Raw genomic sequence first — 18034 nt, forward strand, 5'->3', positions numbered from 1 at the left:
ACGGTGATAATCCTACCCCTCTACGCTTTTTCTACCTGTGACCACCATTTCCTTACAACTCCAACTGCTCACCGAAGATGATTTACCACAGGTTTTAGAGCTAGATCAGGCTTGCTTCGGAGGACTCTGGTCAAAGGATGGTTATCTTCGAGAAATGGCCAGTCCGAATAGTACTTTGCTGATTTTACCTTTGCCAAATGATGGCGATCGCCTGATGGGTTTAGGCTGTTTATGGTCTATTGTTGAAGAAGCCCATGTCACTATTATGGCAGTCCACCCTGATTTTCAAGGACAGGGTCTAGGGCAACTGATTCTGCTGGGATTATTACGGGATGCTTGGCTACGGGGTTTAGAGCGGGCCACTTTAGAAGTCCGAGAATCCAATACGGCGGCGATCGCCCTTTATGAAAAATTTGGATTTCAAGTAGCAGGCAAACGTAAAGGTTATTACCAAACGACAGGCGAAGATGCCCTAATCATGTGGCGCAAGGGTATTAATGAGCAGAAATTTCCTGAGCAATTAAATAAGTGGGAAAAAATGGTCGGCGATCGCCTCCGGCAAAACAGTTGGCGCTTTCAAAGTGAGTACAATCGGGAGTAAGCCTTTACGAGAACGGCAAAATGCTTACGACCACAGCTGTAGAAAAAAGCATAAGTTTGGTAGATTTTTTGGCGATGCCAGAAACTAAACCAGCCAACGAATATGCTCACGGATTAATTACTCAAAAGCCAATGCCCAAAGGAAAACATAGCCGTTTACAGAGTCGATTGGCGCGAGAAATTGATCTACAGACAGAAAATAAAAAAATTGCCCTTGCGCTGACAGAATTACGTTGTACTTTTGGTGGGCGATCGCTGGTGCCAGATATTGCAGTGGTGCGTTGGGACAATTTACCGAGGGATGAAGATGGAGATATCGGCGATCGCTACGAACGTTTCCCTGATTGGACAATTGAAATTCTTTCTCCAGACCAATCCGCCACAACAGTAATGGAAAAAATTATTTTCTGTATGGAGCAAGGTACAGAATTAGGCTGGCTTATTGATCCCCAAGTGAAATCCATTTCTATTTTCCAACAAACCAGTTTTCCAAAAGTTTATTCTCTAGAACGTAATGCGACAGAGCCATTGACCTTAATCGCCGAGATTGAAGATTGGCAACTATCAGTCACAGAAATCTTTGACTGGCTGAAGGTCTAAAACAAGGAGGCGATCGCCCTCTATGAAAAATTTGACTTTCAGATCGCAGGGCGGCGCAAAGGATATTACCAAGCTACTGGCGAAGATGCTTTGATCATGTGGCGCAAAGGTATTAATGATCAGAAATTCCCAGAACAATTAAGTAAGTGGGAAAAGATGATCGGCGATCGCCTCTCCCGACACCATTGGCGATGGCAGCTTTAAATTAACAAAAAACAAAAACCTCTAACGACAAACCAGTTAGAGGCAAAACTAAAATATTTAAACTTTTTTTAAAAAGAGCTTGTGTCAAAAAGAGATTTAAACAAAAAACAAAAGGCGATCGCCCTTAGATCACAGTGCCATCAGGAATAATCGCATTCTTAAGAACCACCACAATACCACTACGGATATAGAAACCGAGTTCCTCACGGTTAGACTCCTCAACCCCATCCTTATTGACGATCATGACATCCTTGCCAATATGAGCATTTTTGTCAACAATCGCCCGGCGAATCGTTGTCCCCTCACCAATACCAATCGGAGGCTTCCCATTTTTCAAGCTTTCAAGGCGCTTCTCATAGGGTTGATAATAGTCAGAACCCATGATCATCGTATCTTCGATCGTACAATTCGCCTCAACACGGGTACGAATACCAAGGACAGAATGGTGAATACGACAATTTTTAATAATGCAGCCTTCGCTGATCATCGACTCAGTGACATTCGCATTGAGAACCTTTGTCGGTGGCAAATAACGAGCACGGGTATAAATCGGCGCTTGCTCATCGTAGAAGCTAAAGGGAGGAATAGGCTGCTTCGTCAAACCAAGGTTAGCGTCATAGAACGCTTCGATAGTGCCTATATCTTCCCAATAATCATCAAATAAATATGCTTGGACGTTGTAGTCCCTAGACGCATCAGGAATGATTTCTTTACCGAAGTCAGTTTTATCCTTGCCCTGTCTCAGTAGATCAAGAAGAACTTGCTTTTTAAAAACATAAATTCCCATCGACGCGATATAGGGCTTTTCCTTTGCTTGCTCAGGGTCAAGACCCAAGGATTGGGTATCTACCTGCATTGCTTTAAGAGCCTCACCCGTGGGTTTTTCGCTAAAGTCAACCACACGACCTTGGTCATTGATTTTCATTAAACCAAAGGCTGGGGCGACCTTTTCACCAACGGGCACAACGGAGAGGGTAATATCTGCGCCCGTTTCGCGGTGGCGCATCACAAAGTCACGGTAATCCATCCTGTAGAGGTGGTCACCGGAGAGGATGATAAATTCATCGACATCCCATTCTTCCATCAGCCAGCTATATTGACGGACAGCGTCGGCTGTACCTTGGAACCAGTCGGGATTTTCTTTAGTTTGCTGGGCTGCGAGAACTTCGACAAAGCCATCGTTAAAGCCAGCAAAATTATAGGTTCTACCAATATGTCGGTTTAGGGATGCCGAGTTAAATTGAGTTAAAACGTATATTTTATGGATTTCAGAATTGATGCAATTACTAACGGGAATATCGATCAGACGATATTTTCCTGCTAGAGGTACTGCGGGCTTAGCTCTAAGCTTAGTTAGCGGATATAGGCGAGTACCTGCGCCGCCGCCGAGTATTATTCCTAGGACGCGTTTCACAAAAAAGACCTCATGACTGCCTGTGACCTCTGAGTCAAGTTTATGACTGTAGGGGTCATCTGGAAAAGTAAAAATGCAAACTTTTTGCTACTTTTCTTGTAAATATCCTCCGTAGGTCTGATTCTCAACGGCGTATTCTAAGGGAAAGGGATCATTTGATTAAGATTTGCTGGGGCGATCGCCAATCTACATAAGGAAATATCGAGATCCTAGGAAATCATAGTTAGGGATCAAGGGAAATGCATTTTCTCTACTCAACTGAATCGCTAAAAGTATGGTCATAAATATCGGTTTTATTTTTTTTGATCGTTAGCTTTAGTTGCGGTGAAGGGGTTTAAACTGAGCCAAAATAGCCTTGAAATGGATGGGTATAGATTGGCGATCGCCACTGCAAGCCATTGGGAATAGTTGATATGATAGAGCCTGTGTATTTTTCCAATTCGCTATTTTTCTGTATAGATTCCGATGCAAAGTCCTAGTCCTCTTCTCACCCTTGGGGTCAATATTGACCATGTTGCGACCATTCGCCAAGCTCGTCGTACGGTAGAACCGGATCCGGTCACGGCTGCAGCCCTAGCGGAGCTGGGGGGTGCGAATGGCATTACGGTGCACCTGCGGGAAGACCGTCGCCATATCCAAGACCGTGATGTGCAGATTTTGCGCCAAACGGTACAGACTCACCTCAACCTCGAAATGGCTCCCACGGACGAAATGGTGGCGATCGCCCTCGACATCAAGCCGGACTATGTCACCCTTGTTCCCGAAAAACGTGAGGAAATCACCACGGAAGGGGGCATTGATATTGTGGGCAATTTTGAACGGTTTAAAGGTGTAGTCGACGAGCTACAAGGGGCAGATATTCCTGTGAGCTGGTTTATTGATGCGGAGCCGGAACAAATTGAAGCGTCCCAAAAAACTGGGGCAAAATTTATTGAGCTACACACGGGCAAATATGCTGAAGCCCCTAGCGAAGTAGCACAACAGGTGGAATTAGATTATCTGCGTCGTGGTGCACAACAGGCGATCGCCCAAGGGTTACGGGTCAATGCGGGGCACGGCTTAACCTATCGTAATGTTTTCCCCGTCGCTTGCATTGAGGGCATGGAAGAACTCAATATTGGTCATACCATTATTAGCCGCGCCGTTTTGGTGGGTTTAGAGCGTGCTGTCCGGGAAATGAAGCTTGCCATGGGGGGGCAATTGTAGGGTATCTTTACTGAGGCAAAAACCTTTAAAAATACTTTTATATCAACTGTTATGACCACGTATTATTACGCGCTGGCAAGCAAGAAATTTCTCTTTGAAGATGAGCCTTTTCCAGAGGTGATTAAAGAACGTAAGCGTCACTATGCCGATAAGGGTTTAGAAAAGGATTTTTGGGTTGTTCAAGATCCGGCATTCATTGATGCTCCTAGCCAAAAGGAGGCAAAAGCCACAACGCCCCAACCCTGTGCTGCGGTTATTTCCACCAACAAAAAATTTATTACTTGGCTCAAGCTACGCCTCGAATACGTCTATTTGGGGGAATTTGAAGCCCCTTCTGACGAAATTCCAGAACCGCTCAAGTCTTTGTCTGGAGAGGTGATGTAGTCGGGGAATTCCCTAAAATGGGGCTGTGATTTATTGCCGCTGGAGGAATCAGTAATGGGTAAGTTTTGGAAGATCGGGCGATCGCCGTGGCTGTCTGTTCTATTGGGTAGCTTGTCTGCCTTTGTGACGGCACAGGGGGCGATCGCCCAGGATGAAAATCTGCCCATTTGCCCATCTCCCGCTGCCAATGAATTTCTCGTATTGGTATTTACACCGTCACAGCCTCTCCGGGAAGAAGTTCGATTACAGGTGGGTCGGACGCTTTCTAAAGACCATCATCTTTTAGTCTGCCAGTACGGCGGCAATATTCTCAGTCGTGTGGGCAATTTCACATCCCAAGCGCGCGCCACACAGTGGGCTGAATATTTTGACAATGCGGTGGGTTTACCGTTAATGGTCATTACTCCAGTGACGACAATGGCTAATACGCCAGTGGAACCGCCAGTGATTCCAACCCTATTGGGAGCTGCAGATCCGCCTGAGGTTGTTGTACCGACAGAGGGGGTTGTGGCACCGGATGTTTTTCAAGGGCGCATTAAACCCGACCGTACTATTCCAGTAGGTACTCTCAGTGCTGAATTAGCGCCTACGTCTGAGTCTGTGGAGAGATTTGAGCCACAGGCTTTGACTGGTGATGGGTATGGCATCCTCGTAGACTATGGTGTAAATCCGGCGATCGCCACGGAACTGAAAGCTTTACTTGCGCAGGATATTGATCTTGTTACCCATGGCACCCGGGGCTATCTCCTCGTCGAACAAACGACCGACGAAAATCGCCTCATTGAAGTCCTAAATTTATTAAGTCAAAATAACTTTACGGCGATCGCCATTCCCACCGAGCAAATTATCCGACTCAAAGCCAATATCCTCCCCTAAATTTCCTTAACCTGAATTTCTTTTTCAACCAAGAACTCCACCAAGAGACTAATGACCAATGACAACAATTCAAGTAAAGGTTCCTGCCACAACGGCGAATATCGGCGCAGGCTTTGATTGCCTTGGTGCTGCCCTCACCCTAAATAATACCTTTCGCTTTACACCAACTGATGCAGAGGCAAAACCCTTTAGCCTAGAAGTCACTGGGGCGGCAGTGGAAGCGAATAAATTAGATGCAGACCCAGATAATCTGCTCTATGTCGCCTTTAAATACCTTTACGAAAAAATTGGTCAACCTATCCCCAATATCCATATTGCTATCGATTTAAATGTGCCCCTATCACGGGGGCTTGGTAGCTCAGCCACAGCTATTGTCGGCGGCTTGGTTGGCGCGAATACCTTGGCAGGTTCGCCTTTAAAGGAACCGGAAGTGATGCAACTCGCCATTGAACTAGAAGGGCATCCCGATAACGTTGTGCCAGCGTTGCTCGGCGGTTGTCAGCTTTCGGTAAATCATCAACAAAAATGGGTCATTTGTCCCTGGGCTTGGCATAAAGCGGTAATTCCCGTGGTTGCGATTCCGGATTTTGAGCTGTCAACCGAGGAATCTCGCCTCGTCTTGCCCCAACAATATGCCCGCGCCCAGGCCATTTTTAATGCCTCTCGTCTTGGTCTGTTGCCCCATGGCTTGGCTCAAAATCATCCTGACTATTTACGAGCGTCCCTAGATGATCAAATTCATCAGCCCTACCGCAAAAATCTGATTGTCGGCTATGACCAAGTGCAACAGGCAGCCATAGACGCTGGGGCTTTTGGCATGGTGATCAGCGGTGCAGGGCCAACGTTACTGGCCTTAACCCCTCCGGACAATGCTGAACAGGTGGCTCAATCTATGGCAACAGCTTGGGCAAAATTTAAGATCAATGCCCAAACAAAGGTTTTGGCGATCGCCTCCGAGGGGACAACAGTCCAGAAAATTTAGAAAATAACGGTTCACCACCCGTTGCACTTTCTAACTAAAATCGCCACCATTGAGAAACTTCTGGGTTTTTTGCCAGAGGGTTTGCACAGATTCTTTCAGTTGCGTTTTACGATCCCAGCGCTGAAATTCGGTTTCGTAGTTTTCGCCGCTCGTTTGCCAAAGCTGCCAACTTTTTAAACTAAAAAATAGACCCCAAATGAGCAAAATATAAAGCGACCAGGAAGGATGCCCCGCACCGAGGGTATTCAAGCCCAATAAAAATGCATTAATAATGGCAAAACGGGTGGTTTTATTTTTTAGTAAATGGCGGCGATGCTGGTTAAACTCTTGTTTTTTTTGATTAACGATTTTCTGGCTACGCCATGTTTCTTCCGCCACCACCAAATCCGTTTGGGGAATTCCCAAATCCGCAGCAATCTCCTCTAGCTGGGTGCGAGTAAGCTCACTATCTTCTTCACGGCGGGCGATCGCCAACTGGAGAATTTCTTGGATATCTTCAACCTGATAGGTTTCGGGGGCGGGTTTAGCTGTCATAGACACAGGGCAGCGAAGGTGCTCTTTTTCTATTATGCCTATTAAAGTTCATTATTTTCCTCCGCCACTGGCGCAATTTCCCCACACGGTGACAAGCGGGCGATCGCCTCGTCGGGATTTGTATAAATTAGCTGCAACAAATCCTTGGGTTCCATCCCCAAAAGTTGCGCATAAAAGCCCACTTCCCCCATAACACGGGCTTCCCCTTGACGCAAATACATTGACAAACAATGATGGGCTTGGGTCTCAACGCTCCGGTTTGTCCGAAAAAAAGCGAGGGCATGGAGCAACATATCTTCGTAGGGTGCTAGTTGCTTTAGTTGTAGGGGTTCAGGTTTTTTCACAACATTAATCGGCGATCGCCACAAAAAACAAATCAAAGACTTTTCACAAAACCTTGACCATCAGTCTAGCTTTCATTATCCACCGTGAAATCCCTATTTCTCATTGACACCCACTCCCAGCCACCCTAGCAGGTATCCAGAGAGATTCCTTGGGTCGCCCCAAAGATTTCCTGCTTCACCACCCGTTGGCTAGACACCGTTACCGATGCCCCCGCTACCTCGACTCCACAGGCATTTTCGATTTCCCGTTGCCCACGGGTACTAATCACTTGAGCAGCCGCCACATCACGAGGCTTAACTGACCCGCAGTTGTAGCAGTGATAGATAAGCATTGAGAGGTCTTTCCCGACCGCCGCTCCACCATCTGGACACCCTTGAGACGTGCCACGCGCATCCACCTTGCCGTAATACACATCCCGCTTGAAACAACACACCCAAGGGAGAATCTGGTGGGTGAACTGACCTAGACCAGCATCCAAAGTGTGCTGACCTAACATCCCTTTGGCACCATGCGAAAGTCCAAATCTTCCACGAACACCATCCCAGCGTTATCACACAGATAATGAGCCAACTTAAAATGCCAGTCCCTACGGGTATCAGCAATACGTTGCTGGCAAGATGAACTCCTGCCGAATCGAGCAAGCATTGATCGGTGATTTCCCAGAACTGAGTCAATCCTTCCGCCCTCGCAGAGCAAAGTTCCACACCCTACAGCAAACCGTTAAAGTGCGCTCAATCTCTACAACCTACTCGGCAGGTAGCTCTAGCTTGAATTCCCATGTCACATTAAGCATATCTACAAGATAAAAAAACTGTGTAAACTGCTCACTTTGTTCACGCTTCGCTACACCACCAACCAAGCTTTCACCTATGGTCGGAGTACAGCGAAGTTCTTCTGCTAGAAACATTCCATTTCTTACAATATCCACTTCATTTTCGACAAGCCTAGAATTCGACTTGCCCCCTATGAAAAAATTCCCCTGAGAGCAAACGAAACCATATACGTAAGCACAACAGATGTTTTTAGCAAAAATAGGTTATTTGGTACTTTTTGCGACCAATAGCCATTCGTTTTCCGTGATCTCTAGCCTCTGCTAGAGCGCGATCCCCGTTAAAAAATTTGATTATTCTGATCAAAATTAGCAGACCTGATATGCTGAGAACTAGACCTTTTTATAAGATGGCTTTCCAGCAAACCTATGCATCTTAGTGAAATCACCCACCCCAACCAACTCCACGGTTTATCGGTTCGTCAGCTAGAAGAAATAGCCCGTCAAATCCGCGAAAAACACCTACAAACTATCGCCGCCAGTGGTGGTCACCTTGGCCCCGGTTTAGGCGTTGTCGAACTGACAATTGCCCTTTATCAAACCCTTGATCTAGACTGCGACAAAGTCGTTTGGGACGTTGGCCACCAAGCCTACCCCCACAAACTCCTCACTGGACGTTATGGCCAGTTCCACACCCTACGCCAAAAAGACGGTGTGGCAGGCTATCTCAAACGGAGTGAAAATCAATTTGACCACTTTGGTGCAGGTCATGCTTCTACCAGTATTTCCGCCGCCCTTGGTATGGCTCTCGCGCGGGATGCGAAAGGAGAAGACTACAAAACTGTGGCGGTCATCGGCGACGGTGCTTTAACCGGTGGTATGGCCCTAGAAGCTATTAACCATGCAGGACATCTCCCCGACACAAACCTGATGGTGGTGCTCAATGACAATGAAATGTCCATCTCGCCGAATGTTGGAGCAATTTCGCGCTATCTCAATAAGGTACGCCTCAGTGATCCGGTACAGTTTTTAACGGACAACCTCGAAGAGCAAGTGAAGCATTTACCGTTCCTCGGTGAATCTATCACTCCAGAAATGGAGCGCTTTAAGGACAGTATGAAGCGCCTTGCTGTCTCTAAAGTTGGGGCAGTGATTGAAGAGCTCGGCTTTAAGTATTTTGGCCCCGTTGATGGTCACAATATTGAGGAACTCATTCGCACCTTTAAGCAGGCTCACAAGGCGAAGGGTCCCACCCTTGTCCATGTCGCTACGACGAAAGGGAAAGGCTATGCGATCGCCGAAAAAGATCAAGTTGGCTACCATGCCCAGAAACCCTTTGACTTAGCCACAGGCAAAGCTTACCCTTCCAATAAGCCCACACCGCCCAGCTATTCCAAAGTTTTCGCCCACACCCTCACAACCCTTGCTGAAAATAACCCCAAAATCATTGGTATCACCGCAGCAATGGCAACAGGCACGGGACTAGACAAACTTCAGAAAAAACTACCCAAGCAATACATTGACGTTGGTATCGCAGAGCAACATGCAGTAACCCTTGCAGCGGGCTTAGCCTGTGAAGGCATTCACCCTGTTGTAGCCATCTATTCTACGTTTCTCCAGCGAGCCTACGACCAAATTATCCACGATGTCTGCATTCAAAAATTGCCTGTCTTTTTCTGTTTAGATCGTGCCGGAATCGTCGGTGCCGATGGCCCGACCCACCAAGGCATGTACGACATTTCCTATCTCCGTCTCATTCCCAATATTGTGGTGATGGCTCCCAAGGATGAAGCAGAATTGCAACGGATGCTCGTCACGGGCATTGAATACCAAGATGGGGCGATCGCCATGCGTTATCCCCGTGGTAGTGGCGTTGGTGTCCCCCTCATGGAAGAAGGCTGGGAAGCATTACCAATTGGTAAAGGCGAAATTCTTCGTAATGGTGATGACATCCTACTGATCGGCTATGGCGCAATGGTTCACCCCACCCTACAAGTAGCCGAAATCCTCAGTGAACATGGCATCTCTGCCACAGTAATTAATGCTCGCTTTGTCAAGCCTTTAGATCAAGAATTAATTGCACCTCTAGCCAAAGAAATTGGTAAAGTGGCAACCTTTGAAGAAGGCTGCTTAATGGGTGGCTTCGGTTCAGCTGTCTGCGAAGCTTTACAGGACAATGATATCCAAGTTCCTGTCCAGCGCTTCGGCATTAGAGATGTCTTGGTTGACCACGCAACACCAGACCAATCTAAAATTGCCCATGGTTTGACTCCTGCACAAATGGCACAGTCCATTCGTGAAAAGTTTTTCCAAAAAGCGAGAAATGCAGCGACTGTTAACGCATAATCCAACACTTTCAAGTTCAATTTTTTCAATATTAAGATTGATTCTTTAATCAGGAGCGTTTCAATAAACGTTCCTTTTTTATTGATTCTATGGCTTTTATAAAAAACAGGTCCTTGAATAATTAAGGATATTAGATATGGTCTGCAGTCATAACCAACATTTCAATCAATCAATCAATCACGGCGATCGCCGATGCTTACATCTACTCCTGTACCCACCAGTAGATTCAGTAATATCTAGACCACAAGCAGTCTAGAGCACGCTCAAAACGAAGAAAAATACATTTTCTAAAAATAAAAAACTTTGATGGGTGAGCCTATAAATACTTGGAACTTTTATTGCTCAATAAGCCCATAACGAGATTTGAACTCGTGACCTCTCCCTTACCAAGGGAGTGCTCTACCCCTGAGCCATATGGGCATGGAAAAGGTGGTGGGCCGAGCTGGATTCGAACCAGCGTAAGCATAGCTAGCGGATTTACAGTCCGCCCCCATTAACCACTCGGGCACCGACCCACGTTTTTCTTTTCACAGTTATCAATCCTAACATAAAGGAAATTTTCTGCAACCCCCTAGGCAAGTTTTTTTCTTGTGTCTATGGTTTCGCCGGAGTTTGGGTTAGGTACAGTCTGCAATGGGACCGGGTGATGGGGAAAGAGGGAGCGATGTCTTCGCCTAATGAGTTTTGGTGAGACCGGGGTGAGGACAAGGGCAATCTTGCTCTGTCTCCTGTCTCCGCATGCTTGCCGCCACAGCACCTTTTCTCAAGAATTTCTAGATGTCATTTTTAACTGAAATTGACTGGGCCTAGTATCGCTTTGAGGGGCGATCGCCAAGCGGTTCGAGGTCACTTTCGTCGTAAATTTCGCCGACTAATTCTTCTAATAAATCTTCAAGGGTCACCAACCCCACCGTGCCGCCATACTCATCCACCACAATGGCAATGTGCAGGCGCTGTTGCAACATTTCCTTGAGTAAATCAGCCACCCGCTTAGTTTCTGGCACATAGACTGGTGTATCCATGACCATACTCACTAAAATGTTTGATTGGCCTTCTGGGGAGGCCTCACTCATTGCCTTCAGTGCTTGCTTGAGATTGACGATGCCGATGATGTGATCTTTGGACTGTTCTTGGGCTGGAATCCTTGAATAACCAGTTTCAAGGCATAGATCCACGAGTTCTTGGGCAGTGGCATCATGGGCGATCGTCTGCATTTCGATGCGGGGTTTCACCACATCTTTTACCATCATGTTATCGAGTAGTAAGGCATTGCCTAAAATTCGGCGACGTTGCAGATCAAGTTTGCCTTTACCGCCAAGGATCTCAATCATCAGTTGTAGTTCGGTCAGTGTTTCACTTGTGGGAGCGTTTTTGTTTTGCTGACCGGCAAAAAGCTTAATTGTTTTTTCGGTGATCGTTTCAAAAATGTAGATAATGCCGAATAGTGACAAAAATTGCGACAACAAATAAATGGGTCGCACCACAAGCATGAAGGTGGAACGCACATTTAAAATAGCTAGGGATTTCGGCGTAATTTCACCGAAAATCAAGACGACAATGGTAACGACGGCTGTCGCAACGCCCAAACCCGCATTACCTAGCCAAATGGCAAACAGGTTACTGGTGATAATGGCAGAAAAGTTATTGACAAGATTATTACCGAGGAGCAGGGTTGTAATAAATCTCGTGCGATTTTTCTTGACTAGGCGAAACATTCCCTGTGGATCGCCCTGTCGTTTGATCAGTCCTTCGAGCTTCAGATCGTCAAAAGCGGTAATTGCTGTTTCGGAGCCTGCAAAGAAGGCAGACATACAGAGCATTACCGCCAGTACAGCGACATCTAGCCAAACATCTCCGAGAAGGGGACGGGGTTCGGCGATCGCAACTAGAAAATTCAATTTGTCCAGAAAATAAGTGGGTTACATAACGAAGGGTAACAGGCTTTAGAAGGTATAGGCTGTCGTTACACCCCAAATAATCAGAGCGGCGATCGCCCCGAGGACGAGCACAGCCGAAACGGCAACGACGATGGGTTTATCAGCGCCGTCAAATTTCATAATGCCACGGTTAAGATCAGACATAGGTATTTGTAAGTGGCTCCTATTCCACAAAATGCAAAGGGATTACATCTATTAGGGTATCGAACTTAAAGGGCGATCGCTCAGAAGATTTTGATAACGTCTAAAACCTTTAGGCAAGCTTGACGGGAGCAGCGGCAGTCTCAGGTTTATTGAGATGTTGATATTGCCAGTCCATTTCGTGCCAAACTTTGCCATCGAGGGCACTTTGTTCGATCAAGCTGGCTAAGCGCAATGCTTTCAGGGCTTGCTCACCACCGACGGAAGGCTGTTCGCCGCCCCGTACACATTGGACGAAATGTTCTAGTTCGGCATGGAGCGGCTCGATGTTGCTGGTATAAACCTGTTCAATGAGACCGTCTTGACGATAGAGTACTTGGCCATAGTCGGTCGTATAGTTTGCTGTTGTTTGGCGATGAATTTCAATTTCGTTATTTAAAAAATCGGCTTCGGTTAGGGAGTTTTGGCAATGGGCGGCGATCGTACGAATTTTACGATGGGTCACCTTACTGGCTGTGAGTGTGGCCACAATACCATTGGCAAAGTTTAGGGTTGAGGTGACGTAGTCAAGGTGGTTAGAATCTTCGCGTTTAGAGCCAGTTGCTGTTAATTGGACGACGGAAGATGCGGCCATTTCAAGGAGTAAATCAATGTCGTGAATCATCAAATCTAAAACGACGGAAACGTCATTAGCCCGTTGGGAATAGGGACTCATGCGGTGGGCTTCAATGGCTAATAGTTTTTCTGTTTTTAGGACTTTGCTAAGTTCTTGAAAGGCTGGGTTGAACCGCTCAATATGTCCGACTTGCAGAATGACGTGGTGTTCGGCAGCGGCATTTACTAGGGCTTCGGCTTCGGCAATACTGGCGGCGATCGGCTTTTCGATCATGACATGCACTCCAGCTTCCATGCATTCTAAGCCGACTTGATAATGGAGCTTTGTGGGGACAGCGATACAAACAGCGTCAACGAGGGGCAGGAGGTCGCGATAATCCTCAAAAAAACGAATGCGATACTTACTGGCTAGATCTAAACCTCGCTCAACATTTAGGTCTGCTACTCCGACTAATTCGACATCCTTGAGTAGGCTGAGGACACGGGTATGGTGCTGACCCATATTACCGATACCGATGACTCCGATGCGAATGTTTGGTTGTTGAGATACACCAGCCGTTGTTTGGGACATAGAATTAGAAACTCCTTGTACTCCTCCACCATTGGATGTTGAGAGAGTTTAAAGTTTTTTTGCTCTCCGCATCTTTTTGACACTGATGTTAACACGGAACTTTGGAGTATAAAGAATTGATAAGTTGATTCTTCAGAGTGTAGCAGTTCGTTTGTTAACACCCTTATGGATAAATGTTCCTTCGGCGATCGCCTGCATCAAAAGGTACAAAAAACAAAATTCTCCTGCTTTCTTGACGGTGGAAAGAGGAGAAAAGTTCGGTGGATACCTTGATATTTTCTAAGAAGTTCAGATTAGGTTTTAGCTTCTAGTTTGGCTAAACGACTTTGTAATTGTTTGTTTTCTTCTTTTAGTTTATCGAGGTCATTTCGTAGGGATTTAACGGCTTTATCTTTACTCAATTTTTTCTGAAGTGAGCTAACAGTTTCCTCGGCGCGTTGACGCACTCGTTTGTCGGGAGCTTGGCTGGCAAGGGTTTGTAATAATCCCATGGCTTTGGGATTTTCGATACGTCCTAATGCTGCGACGATCGCCACTTGGGTGAGGAAGAAGGTCTCGCGGGCGATCGCCTCTAGACGGTTGAGAATCACTTCAAGTTTGTCATTGGTTTGGCCACTAGCCACAGTGCCAAGGGAGCGAATTGCGGCCAGACGCAACGGCTGAGGCACACCAATTTCAGTGTAGGGCAACAATAAGTCGACGGCCTCTGGGGAGGTTGTCATGGCAGCCAAACCACCAATTGCCCCAGCCCGGACAACTTCATTCCAGCCAGCCCGAGTTTCAAGGATTTGTTTGAGTAGGTCGCGGCTTTCGGCTGCTTTTTCTTCTAAACTGACCGATACCATTGAGCCTAAAGTTCTGGCGGCGGCGGCTTCTGTGTAGTAACTGTCGTCGCCTTTGAGTAGACAAGCTTTCACTGCTTTGTAGCTATCTGGTGTTTTAAAGTTACCGAGGGCGGTTAGGGCGGTACGGCGGACGCGGGGATGGCTGTCTTTGAGTCCCACCATCAGAGCATCTTCTGCTTGGTTGAGTTGGATTTTGCCAAGGGCTTTCACAATCTCAACGCGCACTCCCCAAAATTTTTCTTGAGTTAGGGCGGTTTGGAGGGCTTTGACGGCTTCGAGATTTCCTTGTTTGGCGATCGCCCCGGCAGCGTAAATACGAGAAATAGGGTCTGGATCGTGGCTCAATTGCGCTTTCAGTTCGCCCATTGGGTAGGACAATTTCACTGTTTTTGTCCAATGATTTCCCACATCAAAACTGACAAAACTGGGCTTCTTTTCGAGGGGTAGATAAAAGGTTTGCTCTGCTTCATTTAGGCGGAAAGTAAAGGTTTTTTGGGTGACATCTTCGCCGTCAACATAACCAAAGGCAACGGGAATTTTGAGATCAAATAATGCCTTTTCATCTTTTTTTGCTTGGGTTTGTTTAATGGTGAGTTTAGCTAAACCGCTACCGCCATCCCAGCTATAGCTCACGTCAAAATCGGGATGTCCACCGCGAAAAACGTACTGATCAAACAGCGGCGCAATATTAAAGCCTGTGGACTCTTCGACAGCGCGGAGTAAATCAATAGTTTCTACGGTGCGGTGGGCGTGGGTGCCAATAAATGTGCGGATCGCTTTAAAAAATAGGTCATCACCTAAAAGTGTCCGAATCATGTGATAGACGCAAGCCCCTTTTTCGTAGAGGTGGCGATCGTACAGTTCGATGGGTGCACGGTATACATGGGTAACAATGGGGCGACGGTAGCGGCTGCGGTCTTCGTTGAGGTAGTTCCGCATTTGCTCTAGGAGATAGTAGGCGGCTTCGTCTTTGCCATATTCGTGGTTCATCCAGAGGACTTCGGCATAGGTGGCCATTCCTTCTTTGATCCAAGCGTGGCTCCAATGTTTGATCACCACTAAATCACCAAACCACTGGTGTGCCAGCTCATGCAAGACAAGGGTTTCGGTGCGGGTATTGTCGAGGCTTGCGCGTTCGTCGAGGAGACAGCGATCTGTTAAAAGGGTGGTGGAAGTATTTTCCATGCCACCGAAAATAAAGTCATCGACGCAGACTTGGGCATATTTCGGGAAAGGGTATTTGTAGCCGTAGGTTGCACTGAGGAAATCCATCATCTCAGGGGTTTTACCCATACTGCGATCGCCCTGTTCTTCTTTCCCTTTTTCGACGTAATAGAGAACGGGAATACCTTGCCACTCGTCTTGAATTTCAGCAAAATCGCCGACGGCAAGGGTGACGAGGTAGGAGGGGTGAATCTCTTTTTGGTGCCAATGGTATTGGGTGCGATCGCCCTGTTCTTCTGTGCCCACCAGTTCGCCATTGGAAATCGCGCGGTAGGGTTTGGGCACACGGATTTTAATTTCAGAGGTGGCCAGTTGTCCGGGGTAATCAAAACAGGGGAACCAAAACCGCGAATCTTCATCTTCTCCCTGCGTCCACACTTGTACTGGCTTATCGGGGTAATGGTCGTCTGGCTTAATAAAATAGATGCCCCGCTGGGGTTGCTCCAATTTGTAGGTGATCGCCAAATCAAATTTTTCGGTGGTGGTCGGTTGCAGTAATGTAACCGTTAAAACTTCGCCGTCATAGTCGAAAGGTTGACTAACACTGCCAACGCACACGGATTCTATGGCCATATCCACCGCATCGAGGGTCAGAGTGGTTACCCCGGGACGAATGGGAGCCAAGGTGATGGTACAAATACCCGTCAGCGATCGCCCTGTAATGTCAAGATCTAGATCAAGGAGAATATGTTTCACTTGTCCCGGACGGTCTGGATTGTAGTGGGGTTTCGCACCGGGTAGCTCAAAAGAACGCGCTTCTTCAGCATCGAGGAAATATTCAAAGTTGATTCCAGACATATTTTTCCTGACCTAATGGGGGCGATCGCCCCAACAAAATAAATTAAGTTTGTTCTAAATGATAGCAACAGGAGCATGGACTGGGTGATGGGGCAACAACAGATTAAAAGTGTTCGTATTTATCGATAAATTTCGTCAACGCCATCCAAACAAACGCGACCTAGAGAATACGCCACCAAGTACGATGACCATCAGATGACCCCATCGAACCGTAAAGCGTCCGAAATATCGGCGATCGCCGCCCCCGGAATAAATTGCCATGCTGGTGGACCCTTGATCATCCTGCGCACCAAAAATCTTGCAACGCATCCATTGTGAGAAATTACACCAGCTCACATTTCTGATAGATAACTACACCAATCACTCCAGCCACCGACATAGAGCCTGAGATTATTGTGTCCCGTAATCTCTAGTGAGAGCCAATTGACACAGGCCGTGACACCTGACCCACAATACAAAACCAACTCCTGATCTTTCGGGTACACCTGCCAAAGTTTTTGTTGCTCTTTGAAAGGTAAAGCAAATCCCTCTGCATCGGAAACCGCTTTCCATGGTGAATTCATTGCACCGGGTATATGACCAGCAACGGGGTCTAACGGCTCCGTTTGTCCTAGATAGCGCGCCTCGTCCCGACAGTCCAAAACGATGCGTTGGTTGTCCGTTGCAACTAAAAGTTCATCCCGACTAATTAATAAATCACGTCGGATTTGCGGTCGAAAAGCGGTTTGGGTTGCTGTTTGAGGTAACTCTTGATTACATTCATAGTCTGACTTTTCCCAAGCGGCAAAACCACCATCGAGAATGCTGACATTGTCATGGCCATAGAATTTTAGTAGCCACCAAAACCTCGCCGCAAAGGCAAACCGTAGATCGTCATAAACGACAACTTCTGTTGTGCCCTGTTCGATGCCAAGGCGCGTTAATGTTGCGACAAATTTTTCTGGGTCGGGTAATGGATGGCGGCCGCCATGTTTGTCTAGGGGCGACGAAAGATCCTGATCGAGGTGGAGGTAATGGGCTCCCGGAATATGTTTTTTTTGGTATTGGGCCTTGCCCCAGTCTGGATCATTTAGTCGGAACCGACAATCGACAATGACCACGTTTGGGTCGTGGAGGCGATCGCCGAGGGCTTGGACGGAAATGAAGTAGGGAGAAAGACGATTAGACAAGGTTTTTGAGATCAGCAAATAATTTTTTTGGCGCTGTTCGTCGTGTTTATAGTCGAGCTTCGAGGCAATTTTTTTGAGGATAATAAACCCCCGGCCGCCCGATGCAAATTCGTTCACCTTTTTCAGATCGAGGTGTTGGAGATGTTTCTCTAGATCGAAGTCATGATTACCACTATCCCAAATGCGAATATCTAGGCAATCTTCCTGTAGGGTAAGGTCAATATCAATGGGGCAATGCTTCAGTGCTTCACCGTGGGCATGGCGCACTGCATTCGTAAACCCTTCGGCGATCGCCATTTGACACTGCATCCAATCATGGCGAGGAATACGGTCATGACGATTGATCTTATTACACTGCTCCAATACTTGATCCAACTGGGTCAAATCACTCGCAACGTGGAATTGATATTGGTCTAAGATAGCCAAAGGTGAGCTTACTGAGTTGCAGAAGGGTCATTGCTGGTAGTGTAGCTT

16 protein-coding genes and 2 tRNA genes are annotated in these 18034 nt (G+C 46.9%); 7 read left to right on the plus strand and 11 right to left on the minus strand.

All coding sequences use genetic code 11. From position 1 onward, the window contains the following. Positions 1-37 precede the first annotated feature (37 nt). On the plus strand, positions 38-601 hold the full coding sequence (rimI, locus tag NIES208_RS09025) for a ribosomal protein S18-alanine N-acetyltransferase (protein ID WP_075891911.1): 564 nt from the start codon (positions 38-40) through the stop codon (positions 599-601). Positions 602-621: 20 nt separating this feature from the next. Further along, on the plus strand, positions 622-1200 hold the full coding sequence (locus NIES208_RS09030; protein ID WP_075891913.1) for a Uma2 family endonuclease: 579 nt from the start codon (positions 622-624) through the stop codon (positions 1198-1200). Between the two features lie 328 nt (positions 1201-1528). Here the strand turns inward: NIES208_RS09030 and NIES208_RS09035 are convergent, their stop codons facing one another. Beyond that, complete coding sequence (locus NIES208_RS09035) at positions 1529-2818, minus strand: glucose-1-phosphate adenylyltransferase (protein WP_075891915.1); 1290 nt, start codon at positions 2816-2818, stop codon at positions 1529-1531. A 465-nt stretch (positions 2819-3283) separates the two neighbouring features. On the opposite strand from NIES208_RS09035, the gene NIES208_RS09040 reads away from it, so the two are divergent. Genes NIES208_RS09040 through thrB form a run of 4 tightly spaced genes read left to right on the plus strand, consistent with a single transcriptional unit; the run spans position 3284 to position 6266 of the window. Continuing rightward, a complete protein-coding gene (locus NIES208_RS09040; RefSeq protein ID WP_075891917.1) occupies positions 3284-4024 on the plus strand; it encodes a pyridoxine 5'-phosphate synthase in 741 nt (246 codons plus the stop codon). 51 nt (positions 4025-4075) lie between these two features. Continuing rightward, positions 4076-4408, plus strand: a complete 333-nt coding sequence (locus NIES208_RS09045) for an MgPME-cyclase complex family protein (protein WP_075891919.1) — start codon at positions 4076-4078, stop codon at positions 4406-4408. Positions 4409-4462: 54 nt separating this feature from the next. Next, entirely contained in the window at positions 4463-5284 is an 822-nt protein-coding gene (locus tag NIES208_RS09050) for a hypothetical protein (protein ID WP_075891921.1), read from the plus strand. A gap of 58 nt (positions 5285-5342) precedes the next feature. Next, positions 5343-6266, plus strand: a complete 924-nt coding sequence (gene thrB / locus NIES208_RS09055) for a homoserine kinase (RefSeq protein ID WP_075891923.1) — start codon at positions 5343-5345, stop codon at positions 6264-6266. A 30-nt stretch (positions 6267-6296) separates the two neighbouring features. Here thrB and NIES208_RS09060 read toward each other — a convergent pair whose 3' ends face one another. From NIES208_RS09060 to NIES208_RS19515, 3 genes are all read right to left on the minus strand, one after another. Continuing rightward, positions 6297-6800 (minus strand): 2TM domain-containing protein, encoded by a 504-nt coding sequence (locus tag NIES208_RS09060; RefSeq protein ID WP_075891925.1) that lies wholly within the window; start codon positions 6798-6800, stop codon positions 6297-6299. Between the two features lie 41 nt (positions 6801-6841). Further along, positions 6842-7180 carry a hypothetical protein gene (locus NIES208_RS09065; RefSeq protein ID WP_225875280.1) on the minus strand — a complete coding sequence of 113 codons (339 nt, stop codon included), beginning with the start codon at positions 7178-7180 and terminating at the stop codon, positions 6842-6844. An 89-nt stretch (positions 7181-7269) separates the two neighbouring features. Beyond that, positions 7270-7641, minus strand: coding sequence for a zinc ribbon domain-containing protein (locus NIES208_RS19515; RefSeq protein ID WP_216349389.1), 372 nt, complete (start codon positions 7639-7641; stop codon positions 7270-7272). Between the two features lie 702 nt (positions 7642-8343). Between NIES208_RS19515 and dxs the strand changes: the two genes are divergently transcribed. Then, positions 8344-10260 (plus strand): 1-deoxy-D-xylulose-5-phosphate synthase, encoded by a 1917-nt coding sequence (gene dxs / locus NIES208_RS09075; RefSeq protein ID WP_075891927.1) that lies wholly within the window; start codon positions 8344-8346, stop codon positions 10258-10260. Positions 10261-10608: 348 nt separating this feature from the next. On the opposite strand, the gene NIES208_RS09080 is transcribed toward dxs, so the two are convergent. The 7 genes from NIES208_RS09080 to NIES208_RS19915 all read right to left on the minus strand — a co-directional run bounded on the left by NIES208_RS09080 (position 10609) and on the right by NIES208_RS19915 (position 17986). Further along, positions 10609-10680 (minus strand) — tRNA-Thr (locus tag NIES208_RS09080). Positions 10681-10690: 10 nt separating this feature from the next. After that, a tRNA-Tyr gene (locus tag NIES208_RS09085) sits at positions 10691-10775 on the minus strand. Positions 10776-11066: 291 nt separating this feature from the next. Continuing rightward, positions 11067-12158, minus strand: coding sequence for a hemolysin family protein (locus NIES208_RS09090; RefSeq protein WP_075891929.1), 1092 nt, complete (start codon positions 12156-12158; stop codon positions 11067-11069). 45 nt (positions 12159-12203) lie between these two features. Continuing rightward, positions 12204-12341 (minus strand): hypothetical protein, encoded by a 138-nt coding sequence (locus tag NIES208_RS18935; RefSeq protein ID WP_171971744.1) that lies wholly within the window; start codon positions 12339-12341, stop codon positions 12204-12206. A gap of 109 nt (positions 12342-12450) precedes the next feature. Beyond that, positions 12451-13524, minus strand: coding sequence for a Gfo/Idh/MocA family protein (locus NIES208_RS09095; RefSeq protein WP_075891931.1), 1074 nt, complete (start codon positions 13522-13524; stop codon positions 12451-12453). A 293-nt stretch (positions 13525-13817) separates the two neighbouring features. Next, positions 13818-16391, minus strand: coding sequence for a M1 family metallopeptidase (locus NIES208_RS09100; RefSeq protein WP_075891933.1), 2574 nt, complete (start codon positions 16389-16391; stop codon positions 13818-13820). Between the two features lie 332 nt (positions 16392-16723). After that, the gene (locus NIES208_RS19915) at positions 16724-17986 is read right to left on the minus strand and encodes a rhodanese-like domain-containing protein (protein ID WP_075891935.1); all 1263 of its coding nucleotides are present in this window, start codon (positions 17984-17986) and stop codon (positions 16724-16726) included. Positions 17987-18034 lie beyond the last annotated feature (48 nt).

Origin of the sequence: [Limnothrix rosea] IAM M-220, assembly GCF_001904615.1 — a bacterium.
Classification (GTDB): domain Bacteria; phylum Cyanobacteriota; class Cyanobacteriia; order Cyanobacteriales; family MRBY01; genus MRBY01.